General features: G+C 72.9%; 13 protein-coding genes and 2 pseudogenes. 11 read left to right on the top strand and 4 right to left on the bottom strand.

The window, feature by feature from the left end; all coding sequences use genetic code 11:
* Window positions 1-152: 152 nt before the first annotated feature.
* Window positions 153-5,332, top strand: a pseudogene (locus FMEAI12_RS40115) (BTAD domain-containing putative transcriptional regulator).
* A gap of 103 nt (window positions 5,333-5,435) precedes the next feature.
* On the opposite strand, the gene FMEAI12_RS22385 reads toward FMEAI12_RS40115, so the two are convergent.
* Window positions 5,436-5,843, bottom strand: coding sequence for a hypothetical protein (locus tag FMEAI12_RS22385; protein WP_160144313.1), 408 nt, complete (start codon window positions 5,841-5,843; stop codon window positions 5,436-5,438).
* Between the two features lie 252 nt (window positions 5,844-6,095).
* On the opposite strand from FMEAI12_RS22385, the gene FMEAI12_RS22380 reads away from it, so the two are divergent.
* The 3 genes from FMEAI12_RS22380 (at window position 6,096) to FMEAI12_RS22370 (ending at window position 10,377) form a co-directional block, all read left to right on the top strand.
* Window positions 6,096-7,397, top strand: coding sequence for a tetratricopeptide repeat protein (locus tag FMEAI12_RS22380; protein WP_112107725.1), 1,302 nt, complete (start codon window positions 6,096-6,098; stop codon window positions 7,395-7,397).
* A gap of 672 nt (window positions 7,398-8,069) precedes the next feature.
* Window positions 8,070-8,639 carry a hypothetical protein gene (locus tag FMEAI12_RS22375; protein WP_112107724.1) on the top strand — a complete coding sequence of 190 codons (570 nt, stop codon included), beginning with the start codon at window positions 8,070-8,072 and terminating at the stop codon, window positions 8,637-8,639.
* Window positions 8,640-8,790: 151 nt separating this feature from the next.
* The gene (locus FMEAI12_RS22370; protein ID WP_112107723.1) at window positions 8,791-10,377 is read left to right on the top strand and encodes a rhodanese-like domain-containing protein; all 1,587 of its coding nucleotides are present in this window, start codon (window positions 8,791-8,793) and stop codon (window positions 10,375-10,377) included.
* 156 nt (window positions 10,378-10,533) lie between these two features.
* Here the strand turns inward: FMEAI12_RS22370 and FMEAI12_RS22365 are convergent, their stop codons facing one another.
* Window positions 10,534-11,025 carry a cupin domain-containing protein gene (locus FMEAI12_RS22365; protein WP_112107722.1) on the bottom strand — a complete coding sequence of 164 codons (492 nt, stop codon included), beginning with the start codon at window positions 11,023-11,025 and terminating at the stop codon, window positions 10,534-10,536.
* A 26-nt stretch (window positions 11,026-11,051) separates the two neighbouring features.
* Entirely contained in the window at window positions 11,052-11,621 is a 570-nt protein-coding gene (locus FMEAI12_RS22360) for an ABATE domain-containing protein (protein WP_112107721.1), read from the bottom strand.
* A gap of 178 nt (window positions 11,622-11,799) precedes the next feature.
* Here FMEAI12_RS22360 and FMEAI12_RS40110 point away from each other — a divergent pair, with 178 nt between their 5' ends.
* From FMEAI12_RS40110 to FMEAI12_RS22330, 7 genes and pseudogenes are all read left to right on the top strand, one after another.
* Entirely contained in the window at window positions 11,800-11,892 is a 93-nt protein-coding gene (locus tag FMEAI12_RS40110; RefSeq protein WP_368672099.1) for a putative leader peptide, read from the top strand.
* A 245-nt stretch (window positions 11,893-12,137) separates the two neighbouring features.
* Window positions 12,138-13,361, top strand: coding sequence for an LLM class flavin-dependent oxidoreductase (locus FMEAI12_RS22355; RefSeq protein ID WP_112107720.1), 1,224 nt, complete (start codon window positions 12,138-12,140; stop codon window positions 13,359-13,361).
* Window positions 13,358-14,479: an LLM class flavin-dependent oxidoreductase gene (locus FMEAI12_RS22350; RefSeq protein ID WP_112107719.1), complete on the top strand. Its 1,122-nt coding sequence runs from the start codon at window positions 13,358-13,360 to the stop codon at window positions 14,477-14,479. Before FMEAI12_RS22355 ends, FMEAI12_RS22350 begins: the two co-directional genes overlap by 4 nt.
* 193 nt (window positions 14,480-14,672) lie before the next feature.
* Window positions 14,673-15,421, top strand: a pseudogene (locus FMEAI12_RS22345) (ABC transporter transmembrane domain-containing protein); the annotation flags it as partial.
* Window positions 15,422-15,496: 75 nt separating this feature from the next.
* Entirely contained in the window at window positions 15,497-16,603 is a 1,107-nt protein-coding gene (locus FMEAI12_RS22340) for an ABC transporter ATP-binding protein (protein WP_235014320.1), read from the top strand.
* A complete protein-coding gene (locus FMEAI12_RS22335; RefSeq protein ID WP_235014316.1) occupies window positions 16,600-18,396 on the top strand; it encodes an ABC transporter ATP-binding protein in 1,797 nt (598 codons plus the stop codon). Before FMEAI12_RS22340 ends, FMEAI12_RS22335 begins: the two co-directional genes overlap by 4 nt.
* A 204-nt stretch (window positions 18,397-18,600) precedes the next feature.
* Window positions 18,601-19,242: a TetR/AcrR family transcriptional regulator gene (locus tag FMEAI12_RS22330; protein ID WP_112107718.1), complete on the top strand. Its 642-nt coding sequence runs from the start codon at window positions 18,601-18,603 to the stop codon at window positions 19,240-19,242.
* A 232-nt stretch (window positions 19,243-19,474) separates the two neighbouring features.
* On the opposite strand, the gene FMEAI12_RS22325 is transcribed toward FMEAI12_RS22330, so the two are convergent.
* Window positions 19,475-20,218: an ABC transporter ATP-binding protein gene (locus tag FMEAI12_RS22325; RefSeq protein ID WP_112107717.1), complete on the bottom strand. Its 744-nt coding sequence runs from the start codon at window positions 20,216-20,218 to the stop codon at window positions 19,475-19,477.
* Window positions 20,219-20,522 lie beyond the last annotated feature (304 nt).

The following is a 20,522-nucleotide window of genomic DNA, read 5'->3' as shown; positions in this document are numbered from 1 at the left end:
ACGGCGACCCGACTGCCGAATGTCATCGGCGTCCGGGTGATCTGCGGCAGAATCCGGGGCGATATCGAACCTCATCACCAACTGCCACGACCCGGTCCTGAACGCGGTCGGGCCGGAGAAGCAGGAGGCACCCGCACGTGTCCGGGGACGGTATGTCAACCGCTGCCTCCGGGCTGTGGTTCGGTGCCCTCGGGCCGCTGGAGGTGCGGCTGGACGGCGTGCCCCTGCGGCTGCACGGCCCCCGTGAACGCACCCTGCTCGGCCTGCTGCTGTCCCGGCACAACCGGGTCGTGTCGGTGCCAGGGCTGATCGACGGGCTGTGGGGGGCCACGCCGCCCCCGACCGCGGAGAAGACCCTCCAGGGCAACATCTCCCGACTGCGCCGGGTACTGGAGCCCGGCCGGTCCTCGGCCGAATGGCAGGTGCTGGTCACCACCGCGGCCGGGTACAGCCTGCGTGCCGGTCCCACCGCCGTCGACGTCGGGCAGTTCGAATGGCTGGTGGACGGGGCGCGGCGGGCCCGGGACGGCGGCTCTGCCGAGCTTGCGGCAGCCAGACTGCGCCGGGCGCTGCGGTTATGGCGCGGGGACGCCTACGAGGACCTCGGCGAGGCCGCGTTCGCGGTGGCGGAGCGTCGCCGCCTCGACGAGCAGCGGCTCGCGGCGATCGCGGACCGCATCGACCTGGACCTCGCGCTGGGCGAGGCAGCCGCCCTGGTCGGGGAACTGCGGCGGCTGGTGACCAGCCATCCGCTGCGGGAGCGCTTCTGGGGCCAGCTGATGGTCGCCCAGTACGAGTCCGCCGGGCAGGCCGAGGCCCTGGCCGCGTACCACTCGGCACGCCGGCACCTGACCGACGAGCTGGGCGTGGATCCGGGCGCGCGGCTGCAGGCGCTGTACGCCGCCATCCTCGCCGGTGCTGACTGCCCGGTGCCGAGCCCGGTCCGGCCGCGGCCCGTGCCCGCCGCTATCGGTGCGGATCGCAACCCGCTGGCTGGGCGGGAGGCGGACCTGCGCTGGCTCGAACGAGCCTGGGATCGGGTCCTCGACAGCGACAGCGGTGACGTGGTCATCGTCGAAGGCGAAGCGGGGATGGGTGTCAGCCGCCTGGTGGCGGAGTTCGCGCGCCGGGTGGCGGCCCGTGGCGCCGACGTCGTCCTCGGCCTGGAGAACCTGCCGGTCACCTCTGCCGAGGAGCTGGCACGGTCGGCCGCGGAATGCCCGACGCTGGTGATCGTCGATGATCCCGGCGAGCACTCCGCCGGCGACCGCGACCCGTGGGATCGGATCGCCGGCGACGTCGCCGGGCTGCCGGTCCTCGTCGTCGTCACCGCCAGGCCTTCGGGGCGGCTCGGCGCGGGCGGAGCGTGGCGTGCGCTGCGGCTCGGCCCACTGGCCCCCGAGCAGCTCGCCGAGATCGTCGCCAGCTACGTCCACGGCGACGAGCTGCCGGCCGCGCTCGCGGCGGTGGGCGCGTCCAGCGCCGGCGTCCCCCGCAGGATCCACGCCGACAGCGCGGCCTGGGCCGCCGCGCGCGCCGCGCAACGGGTCGGCGAGACCGCGGCGAAGGTGGAGACGGGCCGACGGGAGCTGGACGCCGCCGAGCGCGCGATGATCGCCGAAATCCTGCGCCTGAGACAGGCGCGGATGCGCCGTGCCGAGGGTGAGCAGCTCGAGCCTGGCGCGAGTACCGGGGGCGGTGCCAGCGGCTCGGAGGCGATCAGCCCGGGTGGCCCGGACGGCACCGGCGCCGTGGACGGCACCGGCTCCGCTCTGGTGTGCCCGTACAAGGGCCTGGCCCGCTTCGACGAGGAGGACGTCCGCTACTTCTTCGGCCGGGACCGGGTCATCGACCAGCTGGTGACCAGGTGCGCGGCGGCGGCCCTGCTGGCCGTCGTCGGCCCGTCCGGCTCCGGGAAGTCGTCGGTGGTGCGGGCCGGGCTGGTCCCCGCGCTGCGGGCCGGCGTCCTCCCGGGAAGCGACTGCTGGGACATCCGCGTCGTGCGAACGGGCGCGATCGGCGTGGCCGACCTGGCGATGTTCGACACCGATCGGGCCGACGGCCCTGGCGCCACCGACGCGGGCGTGGCCGACGTGACGGCTGTCGGCCCGCAGGCCGGGGGAGTCGGGGCGGGTGCCGGGCCGGCGTCCGCCGTCCGCCTGCTGGTGTTGGACCAGTTCGAGGAGGCGTTCACCGCCTGGCGGGACGGCGACCGGGAGCTGTTGATCGACAAGCTGGTCCGCGCGCTGCGGCGGGAGGACGGGCGGCTGCGCGTCGTCCTCACCGTGCGCGCCGACTACTACGGGCGTTTCGCGCGTTACCCGGAGCTTGCCCGCCTCGTCGACAACAGTGTGCTGGTCGGCCCGATGACACCCGACGAGCTGCGGCAGGCCGTCGAGCGGCCCGCCCGGGTGGCCGGCCTCGAGACCGAGCCGGAGTTCATCGACACCGTGCTGGCCGACGCGCACCACGACCCGGCGTGCTGCCGTTGCTGTCCACCGCCCTGCTGGCCACCTGGGAACGTCGTGACGGGCGGGTCCTGTCCGCGGCCGCCTACCGGGACGCGGGCGGGGTGGCCGGCGCGCTGACCAGGCTGGCCGACAGCGTCTACGAGGCGTTCGACACCGACGGCCGGGCGGCCGTCCGGCGTCTTTTCCTGCGCCTGGCCACCCCGGGCGAGGGCGGGGCCGAGACCCGGCGCCGGGTGCCACGCGCGGAGCTCGCCGACATCCCGCGGATGGAGGCGGTGCTCGCTCAGCTGATCGAGCGGCGGCTGGTCGTCGCCGCCGACGGCACCGTCGAAGTGGCGCACGAGGCGCTGCTGCGCGAGTGGCCCCGGGTACGCGACTGGTTGGACGCCGACCGCGACGGGCGCAGGGTCCACCGGCATCTCACCGAGGCCGCCACCGCCTGGGACACGGCCGGGAGGAGCACAGCCGATCTCTACCGGGGCGCCCGGTTGCAGACCGCCCGGGACTGGGCGGCGGCCAACCCCGGTGACACGAACCCGCTGGAGCAGGCCTTCCTTGAAGCCTCGATCGCCGACGAGGAACGCGTCGCCGATCGCGACCGGCGCAGCGCCCGACGACTGCGCACGCTCGTCTCCGTACTGGCCACGTTGCTCGTGGTGGCGTTGACGTCGACGGCGCTGGCGGTGGTGCAACGTGGGACGGCGAACCGGCAGGCGGCGCTGGCGCAGGCCGCGACCCGCACCGCGCAGGCCGGGCGGCTGGCCACGCTCGCCGCGAACCTGGGCACCGACCAGGTCGACCGGGCGCTGCTGCTCGGCGTTGCGGGATACCGGCTCGAGCCGTCCCGCGAGACCGAGGCGGGCCTGCAGAACGTGCTGGCCCGCACGCCCGCGCGCCTCGATCGGATCATCCGCTTTGACGGGCAGGGCCTGCTGCCGGCCGCGCTGCCGCCGTCGGTGAGTCGGGACGGACGCCTGCTCGCCGAGCCCCGCCGTGACGGCACCGTCCGGATCTGGGATCTGCACACGAGCCGGGTGCTACGCACCCTGCGCTGGCCGTCCGGCCGCCAGCTCGCGATCTTCAACGGGGACGCCACCCTGCTCTCGGCCGGCGGCAACGACGGGACGGTCGTCGTGTGGAACGTCGCCGACGGGCGGATCGTCGGCGCCCCGATCAGAGCCGGTAACGCCCTGGCCTACGGGCAGTTCGACCCGCGAGATCCAACCCGGATGTTCGTTGTCGGCGGCTCCGGAGAGATCACCCTGTGGGACCGGTCGCGTCCCGATGCGCCGAGGCAGGTGGGCGCACCGCTGCGGTTCCCGGCGAGCCCCGGGGCGATCCCGATCGTCCCGATCAACGCGGACGGGACCCGGCTCGCCGCCGGCACCTTCGGCGGCTCCACCACCCGGATCTGGGACGCCCGCACCGGCCAGGTGCTGCGGGACCTCGACGGCGCACCAGGGTTCTTCGGCCCGGACGGTGCCACGCTGCCCACCACCCTCGGCGACCGGGTCACCGTATGGGACGTCAACACCGGCCAGCCGCGGTTCCCCCCGCTGACCGGGTTCACCAACGCCACCCCCGGGATCGTCATCAGCGGTGACGGCCGCCGGATCGCGGCGAACGACGGAGCGACCTTCATCCGCGTGCTCGACCTGCAGTCCGGCCGGGAGGTCGCGGAGCTTCCGCTGCACGAGCACGCGGTGGTCCCGTCCGCGTTCCTCCCCGACGGCCGCCTGATGACGAGCGGCGTCGCCGAGGCAGCGATCTGGCGGCTGGACGACGACTCGTCCCAGCTGGGACGGACGATCGGCGGCCACGACGGCCGCGCCACCGGCCTGATCATCGCAGATGATGACGAGATAATCACCCTGGGTGTGGATGATCGGCGGGTGCTGGTGTGGGACGTGGCCACCGGCGCGGCGAAGGGGCCGTTGCTCGGCGGGGCGGTAGCGGCCCCGGCCACGATCAGCCCGGACGGGTCGACGATCGCGGGGGTGGGCCGGGATGGGCGGTTCCGGCTGTGGAACCGGAGCAGCGGGGCCGAGATCGCTGTCCTCGGGCCGCCGTCGCCGTCCACCCTGGCCAAGCCGGCCACGGCGTGGAGCCCGGCCAACGGTCGGCTCGTGACGGCCATCGGCGGCGTGGTCCAGTTGTGGGACGTGAGTGATCCGCGCCATCCCCACCAGGTCGGGCGCCTCGGCCGTGCGGACCAGGCACCCGGGACGGGACAACCTCCGGAGAACCCGCCGGACGAGCTGCGGCCCTCCTTCAGCCACGACGGGCGCTGGCTGGCGGTGGAGGACACCGCCCGCCGGACCGTCACCGTCTACGACACCGCCACCAGCGCCGCCGTGTGGACACGGCAGCTGGACGCCGTCGGGCCACCGGCGCTCGCCTTCTCCCCGGACGACTCGACCCTCGCCGTCGGCTACGGCACCGTCGCGGCCGGCGTCGTGGACTTCCGGGACGTCCGGACCGGTGACCTGCGGCGAACGCTGCGGACCGGCTTCAGCAACGGCGGCGTCGAGTACCTCCGCGACGGAAGCGTCGTGATGACCACCAGCGATGTGGGCGATCACAGCGTGGCCCAGCTGTGGGACTCCACCAGCCTTGAGCCGATCGGTGAGCCGCTCCCGCAGCAGGGCGGCGCCTACTCCATCACCCGCGCTCGGGGCGGCACCCTCGCGATCACGGGCACCACCACCGGCTTCATCCAGATCTGGGACGTCGGCATCGATCACTGGATCGCGACCGCCTGCAGCATCGCCGGCCGCAACCTCACACCCGCCGAATGGAACCGCTACCTGCCCGGCGAGCCCTATCGGCGTACCTGCCCGCAGTGGTCCGACGGCGCGTGAGCGGGTCGCGGCCGATCAGCAGGGCTGGTCCCGGACCACCTTCCGCCCCGTTCCCGCACCCGGCCCGCCGGCCCGCCCGGCTTCCCGCCGGCCTACCGCCCGCCTACCGACCTGCTCCCGGTCGGTCCGGCCGCACGCTGCGCACCCCGAATCCCGCGGCCACCGCTCCTGCCCCCTGAATGCCAAACCCCGCCGCGAACCCCACCGTCGACGTCCAGACGATCAGAATGGCCATCCCGCAGGCCACGAGAAGGCAACCCGCGGCCAGTAGCGCCTGGCCGTGACCACTCAGCCGCTCCCGGCGAGACGCCGAGCGGTAGAGATGGCCCCCGACGAGAACAAGGTGGGCGCCGCCGGCCGCGATGATGACGCTTCTTCCGGACCGAGCCTCGTAGACACCGGGATCGACATCCACGGCGGCGCTTTCCCTCGCAATGCTCACCAGGCCGAGAACTCCGTATATCAACATTGTTGATCCGCTGAGTATGGCGAGCACTCCGGCCAGTCGCATCCCCCTCGACGCGTCCTGCATCACGTGCTCACCGCGTCCGCACCGCCATCAGGTCGCCACGTACTCACCATTGCGCCGCGGCGCCGCCCGGAGGCTGCGTCGCCGTCACATCCGGACGATGGCAACTGCCGGTTGCAATGCGGTGGCAAACCGGTTGTGAGGCTCGAACCGAGGTTGACCACCGCTTCGCAGCCAGCCGACAACCAACGGCGGCCACCATGGCCGTCGACCGCCGATACGGGGGAGGGTGTGATGAACCAGCGAACGGCAACCACAACGGCCGGGACGGTGCCCGAGGACGGGAGTCCGCCGGCAGCGGGGAGAGCCCTGTTCGACCGCGCGAGCCAGGCCCATCGGCGAGGGCAGCCCGATGAGGCACTGGAACTGCTCGACCAGCTTCTGGCCGACGAGCCCGAAAACGTCGCGGCCCAGTACGCCCGTGCGATCTGCCTGGCCGACCTTGGTCGGACGAGGGAGGCGACCGCGCAGTTCCGCGCCGTTCTGGCGCGGGATCCGAGGCATTACGAGGCGGCTTACCAGCTGGGCCGCGCCCTGCAGGCCACGGCCGACCTGACCGGCGCCATCGACGCCTACCGAGCGGTCCTGGTAGCCGGCAACTACCGGGATACCGCAGCTCGACTGCGGGACTGCGGGAACAGCCTCCTGGCGGCCGAGCGTGGCCACTCGAACGCCTCGGGGCGGTACGGCGCCCCGGCGGCTGGCCCGGCCCCCGGGGAGGGGCCGACCCCGCTTCGCACCCGGATCGATGCCCAAGGCGTCGTTGACCGCGGCATCCAGGTCGGTCTCGTGCGCCTGCAGGCCCGCAACCTCGTCCCGCGGGCGATCGCCGTCCTGCTGGGCGCGGGCACCCTGACCCTGGTGCTCCTGAGCATCCTGTTCGCCGCCTTCAGTCAGCGGGACAGTCATGTTTCCGCTCCGGTCCTGACCGATCTCGCCGTCTCGCACCGCGTCGCGCTCAGCTACGCGATCTTCGCCGTCTCGATCCTGCTGTGCTCGTGGTTCGCCCGGACAGCGGCGGCGCTGCTCGCCGTCGCGGTGGTGGCAGTGATCGGGACGACCCAGGCAAAGGTCGTGCACACACCACACCTAAGGGTGACGGGATCGGGATTCTCCGTCGGCCCGCTTCTGGACTACAGCGGAGGGTCGTTGTTCCTCCGGTACTACACATTGTCCTGGACCGCGATCTTCCTCTACTTTCTCGGTGCGGCGGCGGTGATTGCCGCCTGCCGGCACCTCAACGGAGCGGTCCTGTACGAGTACGGCCTGGACGTGCGCGACGGATTCCTTCGGCGATCGGTTCAGTTCATCTGGTACTACCAGATCACCGAGCCGCCCATCTACCGTCGGACGATGACCAACTATCTGGCGAACACGGCATCGATGAGTATCAGTTACAACGAGTCCGGTGCGGCGTCGGTGCGGAAGATCGACCTGACTGCCATCGGCAAGCCGGCCGATGTGCTCCTGCTGGGCAGACGCCTGGAATCCCGGGTCATCGTCGAGCGAGCGCGCTTCCGAGGGCCGTGGACCTGACCGCGAAAATCTTCGAAATAATACGGATTTCGGATTTCGCTGAGTGGCCGGATCTATTCGTTGGTAAGGAGTGCGGAAGATGGGTGGCAGGGGAAGTGGTTCCGGCAGAGGAGGGTTGCCCCGGTCCGGCGTCGGCGGCCCTCGGTGGCGGGTCCCCGGTCTTGGTCGGGCGCCCGCCTCGAACAGGCCCGCTGCCGGCGATCAGCGCGGCAATCAGTCCGGCAGGGCACCTACCGGCCAGGCCGGGGGCGCCGGGCGAGACGCTGCCGGATCCTCCAGGGCGCAGCAGCAACGATCGCCGGGCCGGGAAGCCGGGCCCCAGACCCGCCCGCAGGCAGGAGGAGGCGGTACGCCGGCGAGCACCGCAACCGGATGGCAGCCCCAGCAGACGAGCGAGATCGGCAGCTTCCGCGGAATCTCACCCGTCCCGCCCATTCCGCCCGTCGCACCGTCGCCGAGTCCGGCGGGCCCTGACGCGGGTGTTCCGATCAACCCGCGGGATGCGGCGGATGGGGCGTCCCGGCGCCGCGGCCAGACTCCGGCGGTCATCCGCACATCCCTGCTGGCAGGAGCCAGAAGACGGACCAGCAGGCGGCAGCCTCGGCCGACGGCAGGGATGATTCGGCGGGCAGGCACGAATCCTCCGATCAGCAGCCGGGCGATACCAACCCCGTGGATGGTCCGGCCCAGGCCGATGTGCCACCCATCCAGGGTGGGGACGACGCCGGCGCGCCCTATCCGACCGGGGGTCCGAACGAGCCCGCCACGGCGGAGCAGGTCGAGCCTCCGGCCGGCGTCACAGGCACGATCGCCGGCCCATCCGGCGACGGTGACGGCTACGTACCGCCTGGCGCACCACTCGACGCCGGTGGCTCCGATCTGGGGGTCGTCCTGTTCGACGGTGCTGACTATGTCACCCAGCAGTCCGACGGTTCCTGGGTCGCGGGTCATCTCGACTCGACCGACCTTGTCGCTGGTGTCCCCGGTGGTTGGACCGCGGGGGCTGAAGGCGGCTACCTTCCGGCGGGGAGCGGGTTCGGTGCCACCGCGGATCCTGACCACGGCGGCGATGCCGGCGCGAACGGCACTGACCCGGGGACCGTCCAGTTCAACGGCGCGGGTTACATCGCCCCGAACGGCGACGGGTCCGGATCAGTTGGCCACATCGACGGCGCCACCTTCGTCACCGAACACCCTGGCGAATGGAGCGCACCACCTCCCGATTTCGCCCCGCATTACTGACCTTTAATCCGTGGGGTCGAATAGAGGGCCGGGGGTGTCACGATCGGCTCCTCCTGACGTTCCCGCCCGCGTGACCAGGCTTCGGCCGCGCCCTTGCCAGGCGCGACCGGAGCACGGTCATGAGCCGACCGTCGAACCCGGAAGGACCACGATGACACCCCTGGAGATCTCGTCGGAACACGTGCGCGACCTGCTGCGGCGGGGCCAGGAGATCGCGCTCGTCGACGTGCGCGAGGAGGCGCTGTTCGCGCAGGGACATCCGCTGTGGGCAGCGAACATCCCGCTGTCACGCCTTGAGTTGGATGCCTGGGGGCGCATCCCCCGGCGCGACACTCTCGTGGCCGTCTACGGCGACGCCACCGCGACGGCGGAACGGGCCCACGAGATCCTGGTCGAGCTCGGATACACCCAGGTGCGCCGGCTGCTGGGCGGCCTGGACGGGTGGGCCGCCTCGGGCGGCGAGATGTTCATCGACGTCAACACCCCGAGCAAGGCGTTCGGGGAACTGGTCGCCTCGGTCCGGGGCACGCCGTCGGTCTCCGCTCCCGAGCTGCGGGCCCTGCTCGACGCGGGGAAGGACGTGGTGGTCGTCGACGCCCGCCGCCCCGACGAGTTCCACACGATGAGCATTCCGACGGCGACCAGCGTGCCCGGCGGGGAGCTGGTCCTGCGGATCCGTGAGCTGGCCGCCGACCCGGCGACCCAGGTGGTGGTCAACTGCGCCGGGCGCACCCGTAGCATCATCGGCGCCCAGTCGCTCATCAACTCCGGGCTGCCGAATCCGGTGGCGGCGTTGCGCAACGGCACGATCGGGTGGGTGCTCGCCGGCCAGGTTCTGGACCGCTCGGCCACCGCGGCCGCGCCGGTCCAGGTCGAACCGGCCCACCGTGAGGTCGCCCGGGCCGGTGCCCGGGCCGCCGCCGCCCGGGCCGGTGTCCGCTTCGCCGCGACCGCCGACCTGGTGGGACCGCCCCCGCCCGGCCGGACGGTCTATTTCCTCGACGTGCGCTCAGCGGCCGAGTACGAGGCAGGGCATCTGCCGGGCTTCCGTCACGCGCCGGGCGGACAGCTGGTTCAGGAGACCGACCACTACGCGCCGGTGCGCGGAGCCCGGATCGTGCTGGCCGACGACGACGGCGTCCGCGCGGCGATGACCGGTTCCTGGCTGGCCCAGATGGGCTGGGACACCTGGGTGGTGACTGATGTGGCCGCCGACGACCACACCGAGCGGGGCCGGCCGGTCTCCCCGGCGCCGGTGCCACCGGGCGTGCCGGCCGTCGCGCCCGGCGAGCTGGCGCGATGGCTGAGCGAGCCTTCCCGGGTGACGGTGGTCGTCGACGTGGGAGCCAGCCGTGCCTACGCCGCCGGGCACATACCCGGCGCGTGGCACGCGAGCCGCTCCCGCCTGGCCGTCGCGCTGCGGCACCTGCCGCGCGCGGACCGGCTCGTCCTCACCTCCGGCGACGGCCTGCTCGCGCGGTTCGCGACAGCCGACCTCGGCCGGCTCGCCGCGGTCTCGGCGTACGCCCTTGAGGATGGGACGGCGGGATGGCTGGCCAGCGGGAGATCAGTCGAGACGGAGCCCGCGCGTTACGCCGAGACACCCCTCGACCGCTACCGGCGTCCGTACGAGGGCACCGACAACAGCCGCTCGGCGATGGAGGCCTATCTCGAGTGGGAATACGGCCTGGTCGCGCAGCTCGACAGGGATGGCACCCACAACTTCCGGGTGATCTGACCCCGCTTCGCCGAGGAGGTGACCCAGGGCTGGCTGGCCCGGCGGGACTACCGCGACACCCTCGAGCTCTTCTTCAGTGAGATCGCCCGGTCCTGCGGCGCGAGCTGTCGAGCCGTCCGCTCGCCCCGGACCCGGTGCCCGCCGGCTGACCGCCTGTCAGTAGGTGTGCCAGTCCCGGCGGGTCGACGACGCCGGGTCGGCCGCGGCAGGTCCGACCCGGTGCAGACTCGGGAGGTTGACCACGATGGCCTCCTGCGTGGTGCGGGCGATCACGACGATGGCCTCCTCGTCGGGGTCGGGGTTCTCCTCGCGGTGCGGCACCCACGGCGGCACGTAGATGTAGTCACCGGGGCTGGTGTCGATCCGAATCTCCTCGTCGTTGTCCAGGAACACGAAAGCGGGGTTGCCCTTCACCACGTAGATGCCGGTCTCGGAGCGGCCGTGATGATGGTTGGCCGACGCGGTGGCCGCGGCGACGTGCGTCTGCCCCATCCAGAGATCGACGGATCCGACGGTGGCGCCGGAGAGCGCCGCGACCCTGCGCATGCCCTCGGTCTGGGCGGTGCGCGGGGAGAGGCCGACGGGCGTGACCCGGTGCAGCCTCCCGTGGAAGCCGTCGGGCGCCGGGTCGGGCGGCTTTGCGGACATGCGACCTCCACCGACTCTGGGAGCGTTCAGGCGCGGGCGGCCAGCCTGCGCCGGTAGTTGGCCGAGGCGGCCTTCTCGCCGCAGCGACGCATCGAGCACCAGCGTCGTTGGCCGGACGGGGAGCGGTCGAAGAACAGCGCGGCGCACCCCGAGCAGGCACGGACACGTCCGAGATCGGCGCCGGACAGCAGATTGATCGTGTCGCGTGCGATCACGGAGAAGGTGGCCGCGGTGTCCGGTTCCGCGGAGGCGATCTTCGCTCGCCCTGTCGCGCTCAGGAAGAAGACCGGAGTCGGGTGACGGCCGGTGATGTTGATGAGCCGGATGTCGTCCGCGTCCGGCTGCCGGCCGGCGATCAGCGCCCGGGCCGCGGCGTCGACGGCGGCCCGGAGGGCCTGCGCGGAGTGCAGGTCCTGCACGGTGAGCCCGCCGGCGGCGACAGGCAGACCGGTCAGCTCGAACCAGGCGGCGAGGTCGCCGGGCGTCGAGAGCATCTCGACCGACTGGTCCGAGGTGTCGCGCAGGGTCGCGACGAAGTCGAGACACAGGCTGCCCGCGCCGCGGTCGAACGCGTTCATCGCGTCGGCCTGGCCCACTGGGACACACCTCCTGAGGAACAGGGGATGCAGGATGAGACGCACGACTCATGCCTTGATGGGATGACGGGTACGACGGTAACACGCGGGCGTGGGCGTCACCCTGGCGTTATGTGGCGACGTAGTCACGGGTTTATCCCCTGTTGACACGCTCGCTCAATTCCGTCAGTCTGCGGACATGACCTCGGGCCTGCGTGCGGCGCAGCGGCGCCACGTCGATCTGCGACGGACGGCGAGCGCGCTCTGTCACGTCAGGCGGCCGGCGGTCTAGCCGACGCATCGGAGCCGTCGGCCGGCGGGTGACGCCGGCCGCTCGGTGGGCCACCCCGGGCACTCGCGCACGAGTGCCCGGCGGCACGCGTCGGATCCGCTCCGGGCGCCTCGTGCCGCAATGTTCACTTTCCCGATCGGCTTACAGGCGCTGGATGGCCGGCGCCCCGCCCGCATGCTCTCCCCCTGTCCCCCCTTCGTCCGAGCGCTGCCGACAGGTTCCGTGCCCGGGAAAGAGGTACCACCATGCCGGTCGAGTTCATTGGCCTGATAGCCACCCGCCCCGGTTCCGAGGCGAGCGGGTTCACCGGCGGTCCCCTCGTGGACCGCGACTTCACCCGGCGGTTCGCCGTCGCCCACGAGGACGCCGGCTTCGACCGCGTGCTCATCGGGTACAGCAGCGGATCGGTCGACAACCTCCAGGTCGCGGCCTACGCGGCGGCGCACACCGAGCGCCTCGGATACCTGGTCGCGCACCGGCCCGGAGTGGTGTTCCCCACCGTCGCCGCGCGCTACTTCGCCTCCCTCGACAACTTCTCTGCCGGCCGGGTGGCGATTCACATCATCACCGGCGGCAGCGACGCCGAGCAGCGGCGTGACGGCGACTATCTCGACAAGGACGAGCGGTACGACCGCACGGACGAGTACCTGGAGGTGGTCCGCAGGACGTGGACCGCCACCGAGCCCTTCTCCCACCACGGCCGGTACTACCAGCTTGAGGACCACCTGTCCGCGGTGCCGCCGGTGCAGAAGCCGCACCTGCCGATCTACTTCGGCGGGTCGTCCGCGGCGGCCTACCGGGTGGGCGGCAAGCACGCCGATGTCTTCGCGCTGTGGGGCGAGCCGCTGGCCGAGACCGCCCAGCAGATCGCCTCCGTCAACGCCGCCGCGGCCGCGGCCGGCCGGACCACCCCGCCGCGCATCAGCGTGTCGTTCCGTCCGATCCTCGGTGCCACCGAGGAGCTGGCCTGGGAACGGGCGCACCGGATCCTGGCGTCGACCAGGGAGAACGTGAGCAAGGCCGCCGAGTACTTCAAGGAGTTCCGCGGCTTCAGTGGCAACCGCGACGCGCCGCAGAACGTCGGCTCGCAGCGGTTGCTGGCCGCCGCGGCCAAGGGCGAGCTGCACGACCGTGCGCTGTGGACGCCGCTCGCGGCGGCGATCGGCGGCGGCGGGAACTCCACGGCGCTGGTCGGCACACCGGAGACGGTGGCGGCGGCGTTGCTCGACTACGTCGACATCGGCGTCACGACGTTGTTGATCCGGGGCTACGACCCCTATGACGACGCGATCGACTACGGCCGGCACCTGATCCCGCTGGTGCGCGAGGAGATCGCCCGGTGCGACCGCGGCGAGGCGGCCCGGCGCGACGACGTCGCACCGGTGCCGGCGGCGCTGGCCGCGGCGCCCCGTGCCGGCGACCGCTCGCCGCAGGCCGCCGACGCGGCTGTGGGCGGTGCCGCGCGATGACCATCGAGATCATCGGCATGGTCGGCACCAAGGACATGTCCGAGACCCGGGGGACCTTCGACGGGCCGGTGGTCGACACCGACTACCTGACCCGCTTCGCCCAGGCGCATGACGAGGCCGGGTTCGACCGCGTCCTGATCGGCTACGGTGCCACCGGTCCGGACGGCTGGGCGATCGCCTCGCACGTGCTGTACTCGACGCAACGGCTCGGCGTGCTGATCGCGCACCGGCCCGGCTTCGTGGCGCCCACCCTGGTCGCCCGCAAGCTCGCCACGCTGGACGCGCTGACCGGTGGCCGCGGCCGGGTCGCGATCCACCACATCACCGGTGGCAGTGACACCGACCAGCGCCGTGACGGCGACTTCGCCGACCACGACACCCGCTATGAGCGGACCGCCGAGTTCATGAGCGTGCTGCGGCGCGCCCTGACCTCGGAGGTGCCGTTCGACCACGAGGGGCCGTTCTACCGGTTCGAAGGCGCCTTCAGCTCGGTCCGGCCGACGAGCCCCGGCGGCGTCCCGCTGTTCTTCGGCGGCCAGTCGGCGGGCGCGGTCGCCGCCGGCTCCGCGCACGCCGACGTCTACATGCTGTTCGGTGAGCCGCTCGAGCAGACCGCCGAGCGGATCGCCCTGCTGCGGGCGGAGGCCGCCAAGCACGGCCGGACGCTGCGGTTCAGCCTGTCGACCCGACCGATCGTCGCCGACACCGAGGAGGCGGCGTGGGAGCGCGCCGAGGCGATCCGGGCGGAGACCGCCCGGCGGATCGGTGCCGGCAACGGCCTGCTCGCCGCGAAGTACTTCGGCGAGCAGAAGAGCATCGCCTCCGACCGCATGCAGGACGCGGCCTCCCGGACTGAGGTTCACGACGAGCGGCTGTGGTTCGCCATCACCGCGCTGACCGGTCCGGGCGGGAACTCGTCCGGGCACGTCGGTACGCCCGAGCAGGTGGCCGAGGCACTGTTGAAGTACTACGACCTCGGCATCGACCGGTTCCTGATCCGTGGCTTCGATCCGCTCGACGACGTCCGGCTGTGGGGAGGAGGGCTGGTACCGGCGCTGCGGGCCGGAGTGGCGGCCCGTGACGCCGGGCGGGGCACGCCGGTCGCCGTCCCGGCGTGACGCGGCACGCGCCAGCCGAGCGGAGACGGTACGGCGGCTGGCCGGTCCTTCCCCCGGGCTCGTCCCGGTACCCGTCCCGCCCTCCGTCTCCCGCCTGCCGGCCGCGGCGGCCGGCCCCACCGCGGCACTCCCGGTGAGGGGCGGACCGGGACTGGCCCTGGTGACGGCGGCGGTGGGGCGCCACCGGCGGCTGATGGCCGCCGGGATCGGCGCCGGCCTGCTCTGGACGGCGACGAAGCTCGCCGCGCTGCTGCTCGTCGCGCACACGGTCGACGCCGGGGTGCTCGGCGACGACTCCGGCCAGCTGTGGCTCGGGGTCGTGCTCTTCGCCGGGCTGGCGGTGGTCGGCGCCGGGTTCGCCGGGCTACGTCGTTACTACGGGCAGTGCCTCGCCTACGTGGTGGAGGCGGACCTGCGGGACCGGCTGCTGGCGCGGGTGGTGCGGCTGCCGGCGGCGTTCCACGACCGGCACCCCAGCGGCGTCCTGGTCGCCCGGGCCACGACCGACCTGCAACAGGCCCAGCAGCCCGTGATCAACATCCCGATCATGGTCTCCAACCTGGTGATGCTGGTCGGGACGGCGATCCTGCTGGCCCGGATCGACCCGGTGCTGACGGTGGTCGCGATGGCACCGGCCGTGGCGGTGTTCGCGGTCGCCGTCCGGTTGACCCGGCGGCTGGGGCCACGGGCGTTGGACCTGCAGTCCGAGCTCGGCGTGCTGGCCAGCACCGTGGAGGAGTCGATCGCCGGGTGCGCACCACCAAGGGCCTCGGTACCGAGGACGACGAGCGGCGCCGCGTCCGCGACCAGGCCGGTCAGGTGCAGCGGGCGGCGCTGCGGCTGAACTCGGTCCGCGCGACCTATCTGCCGCTGGCCGAACTGCTTCCGGCGTTCGGCCTGGTCGGTGTGCTGTGGATCGGCGGGCTGCGGGTCGCCGACGGGGCTTTGACGGTCGGCGAGCTGGTCCAGTTCAGCTACTTCGGGCTGTTGATCGTCGGCCCGCTGCGGATCGCCGGCATGACCGCGTCCCAGCTGAAGCGCGCGGTGGTGTCGGCCGGGCTGGTCGCCGCGATCCTCGACGAGGAGCAGGAACCGGCCGCGGCGCCGGCCGCGGCGCCGACCGCGGCCGGCGCCGCGGCCGGAACCAGGGCCGGAAGCACGGCCGACCCCGGAGCCGAGACCACGGCCGGAGGCACAGCCGGCACCGCGGCCCGAACCGCCACGACGGGCACGACGGGCACGGCCCGGGCGGCAGCCCGGAGGACCGCCCCGGCAACGGCGCCTGTCTCGGCGACCGCCGGGCCCGGCGGCGGGCTTGAGGTGCGGTTCGAGGGGGTGACGTTCGGCTACGCGCGGGGTCGTCAGGTGCTCCGGGAGCTTGACCTGGTGGTGCCGGCCGGCGAGTGCGTCGCCGTGGTCGGTGCGACCGGCAGCGGCAAGTCCACCCTCGGCGCGCTGGTGCCCCGCTTCTACGACGTCGGCGCCGGCCGGGTCTGCGTCGGCGGCCGCGACGTCCGGGCCTGGTCGCTCGCCGACCTGCGCGCCCAGCTGGGCGTCGGGTTCGAGGACGCGTTCCTGTTCAGCGGGACGGTCCGCGACAATCTCCGGTTCGGCGCGCCGGAGGCCGATGACGAACAGCTCCGGGCGGCGGTCCGGCTCGCCGGGGCGCAGGACGTGGTGGCGGGCCGGCCGGGCGGCTACGACGCGCTGGTCGGCGAGCGTGGCCTCGGCCTGTCCGGCGGCCAGCGACAGCGGCTGGCGCTGGCCCGCACCCTGCTCGCGGACCCACCGGTGCTGCTGCTGGACTCGCCGACCAGCGCGGTGGACCCGGCGAAGGAGGCCGAGATCGTCGCCTCGCTGGCGACCGTGGTCAGGGGACGGACGACGATCCTTGTCGCGCACCGGCCCGCCGTCATCGGCCTCGCCGACCGGGTCGTGCTGCTCGAAGGCGGCCGGGTCGCTGCCACCGGCACCCATGAGGACCTGCTCGAGAGCTCGCCACGCTATCGGCGGGTGCTGGTCGCCCACTCCGGCGACCTGGACGATCCCGACGCCGACCCCGGCCCTGGTCCCGACCCTGGCCCTGGGGCGCCGGCGGGCCGTGGCGCCCTGGCGCTGTCATGACGTCCCCGACCGGTGTGACTCCGACCGGCGCGACCCCGACCGGCGCGACCCGGACCGGGACCACCCCCGCCGGCGGCCCGCCGCCAGGCAGGCCGTCGCCGCCGGGCCGCGGCAGCCTGCTGGCGCGGACGCTGACGCTGCTGCGGCCGCGCTGGCCGGCGGTCGCGCTGGCGGCGCTGCTGCTTGTCACGACCACGGCGACGGCGTTGGCCGGGCCCTGGATCCTGCGTTACGCCATCGACGAAGGTCTGGTCGGGGACCGGCCCGACACCGGCGTGATCACTCGCGCCGGCATGCTCTACCTGGGCCTGGCCGTGGCTGGCCTGGTGCTCGCCCGGCTGCAGGTCGAGCTGGTGGGGCGGATCGGCGAGTGGTTCGTGCGCGAGCTGCGCAGCCGCACCGTCGACCACGTCATGTCAATGTCGGTGCGCTACTTCGACCGCACCCCGGCGGGGACCCTGGTGTCCCGGATGACCGCGGACGTCGACGCGCTGCAGGACGCCGTCCAGCTCGGAGTCGTGCCGTTCGCGCAGGCGGTGCTCACCCTCGCCTTCCTGGTCACCGTGCTGGTCGCGTTGTCGTGGCAGCTCGCGCTGGTCTGCCTGCTGCCGGCGGCGGCGCTGGTCGCGGCGACGGTGTGGTTCCGCCGCGCCTCCCGCTCGGCGTTCGCCCGGGTGCGTGACCGCGTCGCGGACACCGTGACCGAGCTGACCGAGCGGCTCGCCGGGCTTCGGGTGGTCCGGGCGTTCCGCCAGGAGCCCGCGGCGACCGCGTCGTTGCTGGGGCGCAGCGGCCGGCAGCTCGACGCCAACGTCACGGCGGTGCGGATCCAGTCGGTCTACCTCACCGCCATGGAGTTCGCGACCGTCGGGAGCATCGCGGCGGTACTGGCCGCCGGAGGCGCCCTCGCCGCACGGGACGCGGTGACCGTGGGCACCCTCAGCGCCTTCGTGCTCTACCTGCTGCTCGCCTTCGAGCCGGTGCAGTCGCTGAGCTTCCTGGTCACGGTGCTCGAATCGGCGGCCGCGGCGCTGCGTAAGATCTACGGCCTGCTCGACGAGCCGGTGGACCTCCTGGAGGGCACCCGGGAGCTGCCGGACGTCGGTCCGCTCCACGCCGAGGACGTCGGTTTCCGGTATGCCGACGGTCAGCCTGAGGTCCTGCGCGGGGTGCGCCTGACGATCAGGCCCGGCGAGCGGGTGGCACTGGTCGGGCCGACCGGCGCCGGCAAGTCAACGCTCGCCAAGCTGATGGCACGGCTGTTCGACCCCACCGCCGGCCGGGTCGGCTACGCCGGCGTGGACCTGCGGGACGTGACCCGGCGGGCGCTGCGGTCGCGGGTCGTGATGGTCGCCCAGGACGGACAGCTGACCAACGGCACGCTGGCGCACAACCTGCTGGCGGTGCGGCCCGGCGCCACCCGCGAGGAGCTGGCCGGTGCGCTGGCGTCGGTCGGCGCCGGCGGCTGGCTCGACAGCCTGCCCGACGGCCTCGCCACCCAGGTCGGCGAGGGCGGGGCGCTGCTGTCGGCGGGCGAGCGGCAGCTCGTCGCGCTCGCCCGCGTGTGCCTGCTCGACGCGGACGTCGTCGTGCTCGACGAGGCCACCTCCGGGCTGGACCCCGGAACGGAGAAGCTCGTGGAGGCCGCGGTGGCCGCGGCAACGGCCGGCCGGGCCGTGCTCATCGTCGCCCACCGGACGTCGACGATCCGTGGCGCGGACCGGGTCGTCCTCGTCACCACCGACGGCGTCACCGAGCTCGGCTCTCACGACGAGCTGCCAGTGCCGTCGTAGCCGTCTCCAAGCCCACAGGGCGCCGGCGGCCGGGTGCGGGCACCAGCGAGATCCAGCGCAACATCATCGCTCAGCAGGCCTGCCGCCTGCCCCGGGGCCGGGAAGACTTTCTTCCGCTTACGCCGTGCGCAAGCGGAGGGTATCCTTCCGTTTGGTGGCCGTCATCACTCGGCGGCGGGTTGCCGGGCAGGGAGGTCCTGAGGCGTGACAGCGGGATCGCCGGAGCGGTTACGTGCGGATGCGCGCCGTAACCGCCGCAAGATCCTGGCAACAGCCGCACTCGCGTTCGTCGAGGACGGCCCGTACGTGCCCATGGAGGAGATCGCCCGCCGTGCCGGTGTCGGCGTCGGCACGCTCTACCGGCACTTCCCGGACCGGGATGCGCTGATCATGGCGGTCGTGCGGGACAACCTGGCCGCCACGCTGGTCAGGGCACGCCAGGCCGCGGCGGAGGAGGAACAGGCGTGGGACGCGCTGGTACGGAGCATGAGCGCGTCCGACGAGACCCGGCTCGTGCTGCGCCTGCCCACTCTCTTCTCGCCGGCGATCGTGGCGGCGATCCAGGCCGACCCTGAGATCCGGCGGATCCGCCGCGAACTCGTCGCAGTGATCGACGGCCTCGTCCGCAGGGCACAGAACGAGGGGTCGCTGCGTGCCGATGTGGGCACCGGCGACCTCATCCATCTCTTCTCGTTGCTGCTGCGCGGTGTCCGGAGGACACCCGACGACACGGCGGACGTCGCCCTTGAACGCGCGCAGGCGGTCATCCTCGACGGCCTGCGTGCCCATTCAGGAGACCTGTTGCCCGGCCGGCCGCTCAGCGCGACCGATCTGGAGGCGGAATGACCGGCCGGCGCGGCGCCATGGCGGGAACGGTCGATCAGCCGGGGACGGCTGAACCGGGAGGGGGATGTGCCTGGTGCGAGGGTCGATCTTCAGGCCGAGGAGGTAGTGCAGGGGCGCCCGGTGCGGTGCGGGTGGACCACCCGCACCGCACCGGGCGCATCGCTCCAGACAGGACGCCCGGGCCGACTTTCGGCACCCGGAGGACCCGTCCAACCTGACAGCTCAGAGCCCGTCAGCTGGTAGCAACGGCAGAGCTCTGATCGACTTCCGCGTCGTGAATGCCGAGGTAGGCGTTCTCCAGAAGCTCGGGGGCGGCGGCCAGCTCCTTCGCCGGCCCGCGCAGGACGATGTTGCCGCGGTTGAGGACGGCCGCGGCGTCGGCTACCTCGAGGGCGAGGTTGACGTGCTGTTCGACCAGGACCACCGCGCACTTGTGATCGGTGGCGATGCGACTGACGGTGGCGAACAGACCCTCGACGATCAGGGGTGCCAGGCCCATGCTGAGCTCGTCGATCAGCAGCACCCGGGGCTGCTGGATCAGGGCTCGAGCCATGACCAGCATCTGCTGCTCGCCGCCGGAGAGCGCCCCTGCCGGCAGGGTCCACCGCTTCTCGAGAGCTGGGAAGGACTCGAGAAGCTCTTTCGGCTTGGGGCTGTTGCGCCTGGCCGCCACCCGGATGTTCTCCTCGACGGAAAGGGTGGTGAACAGGCAGCGGTTGTCGGGGACGAGTACCACGCCGGCCGCGTTCGCCGCGGTGGGTCGGCCGCTGCGCAGCCGCGCGCCGTCGACGCTGACGGTTCCCCCCTGAGCGGGCAGCAGCCCGGACAGGGTCAGCAGCAGCGTGGTCTTGCCGGCGCCGTTCGGACCGAGCAGGGCCAGCACCGACCCGGCCTCGACCGCGAGATCGACGTTCCGGAATGCGGTGGTGCTGCCTCTGCCGCCGGTGAGGTCGGCGCACTCCAGGCGGATGGTCATCGGGTCACCGCCGAGGATGTGGTCGCTGCCGAGGGTGCCGTCAACGGTGGAGTGGTTTCCGCCGCCGGTGGGGTGGTTTCCGCGGCTGGCGATGGGATGGTTTCCGCCGCTGGCGGTGAGGTGGTCTCTGGCGCTGAGGTTGGGGTGGTCTCCGCTACTGGCGCTGGGGTCGGGGTGGTTTCCGCGGCTGGCGGTGAGGTGGTCTCCGTGGCTGGTGCTGGCGATGGGATGGTTTCCGCCGCCGCCGGTGGAGTGGTCTCCGTGGCTGGTGCTGGGGTCGGGGTGGTTTCCGCGGCTGGCGGTG

Source organism: Parafrankia sp. Ea1.12 (assembly GCF_900465275.1).
Lineage (GTDB): Bacteria > Actinomycetota > Actinomycetes > Frankiales > Frankiaceae > Parafrankia > Parafrankia soli.
This window is presented reverse-complemented; position numbering and strand designations above follow the sequence as displayed.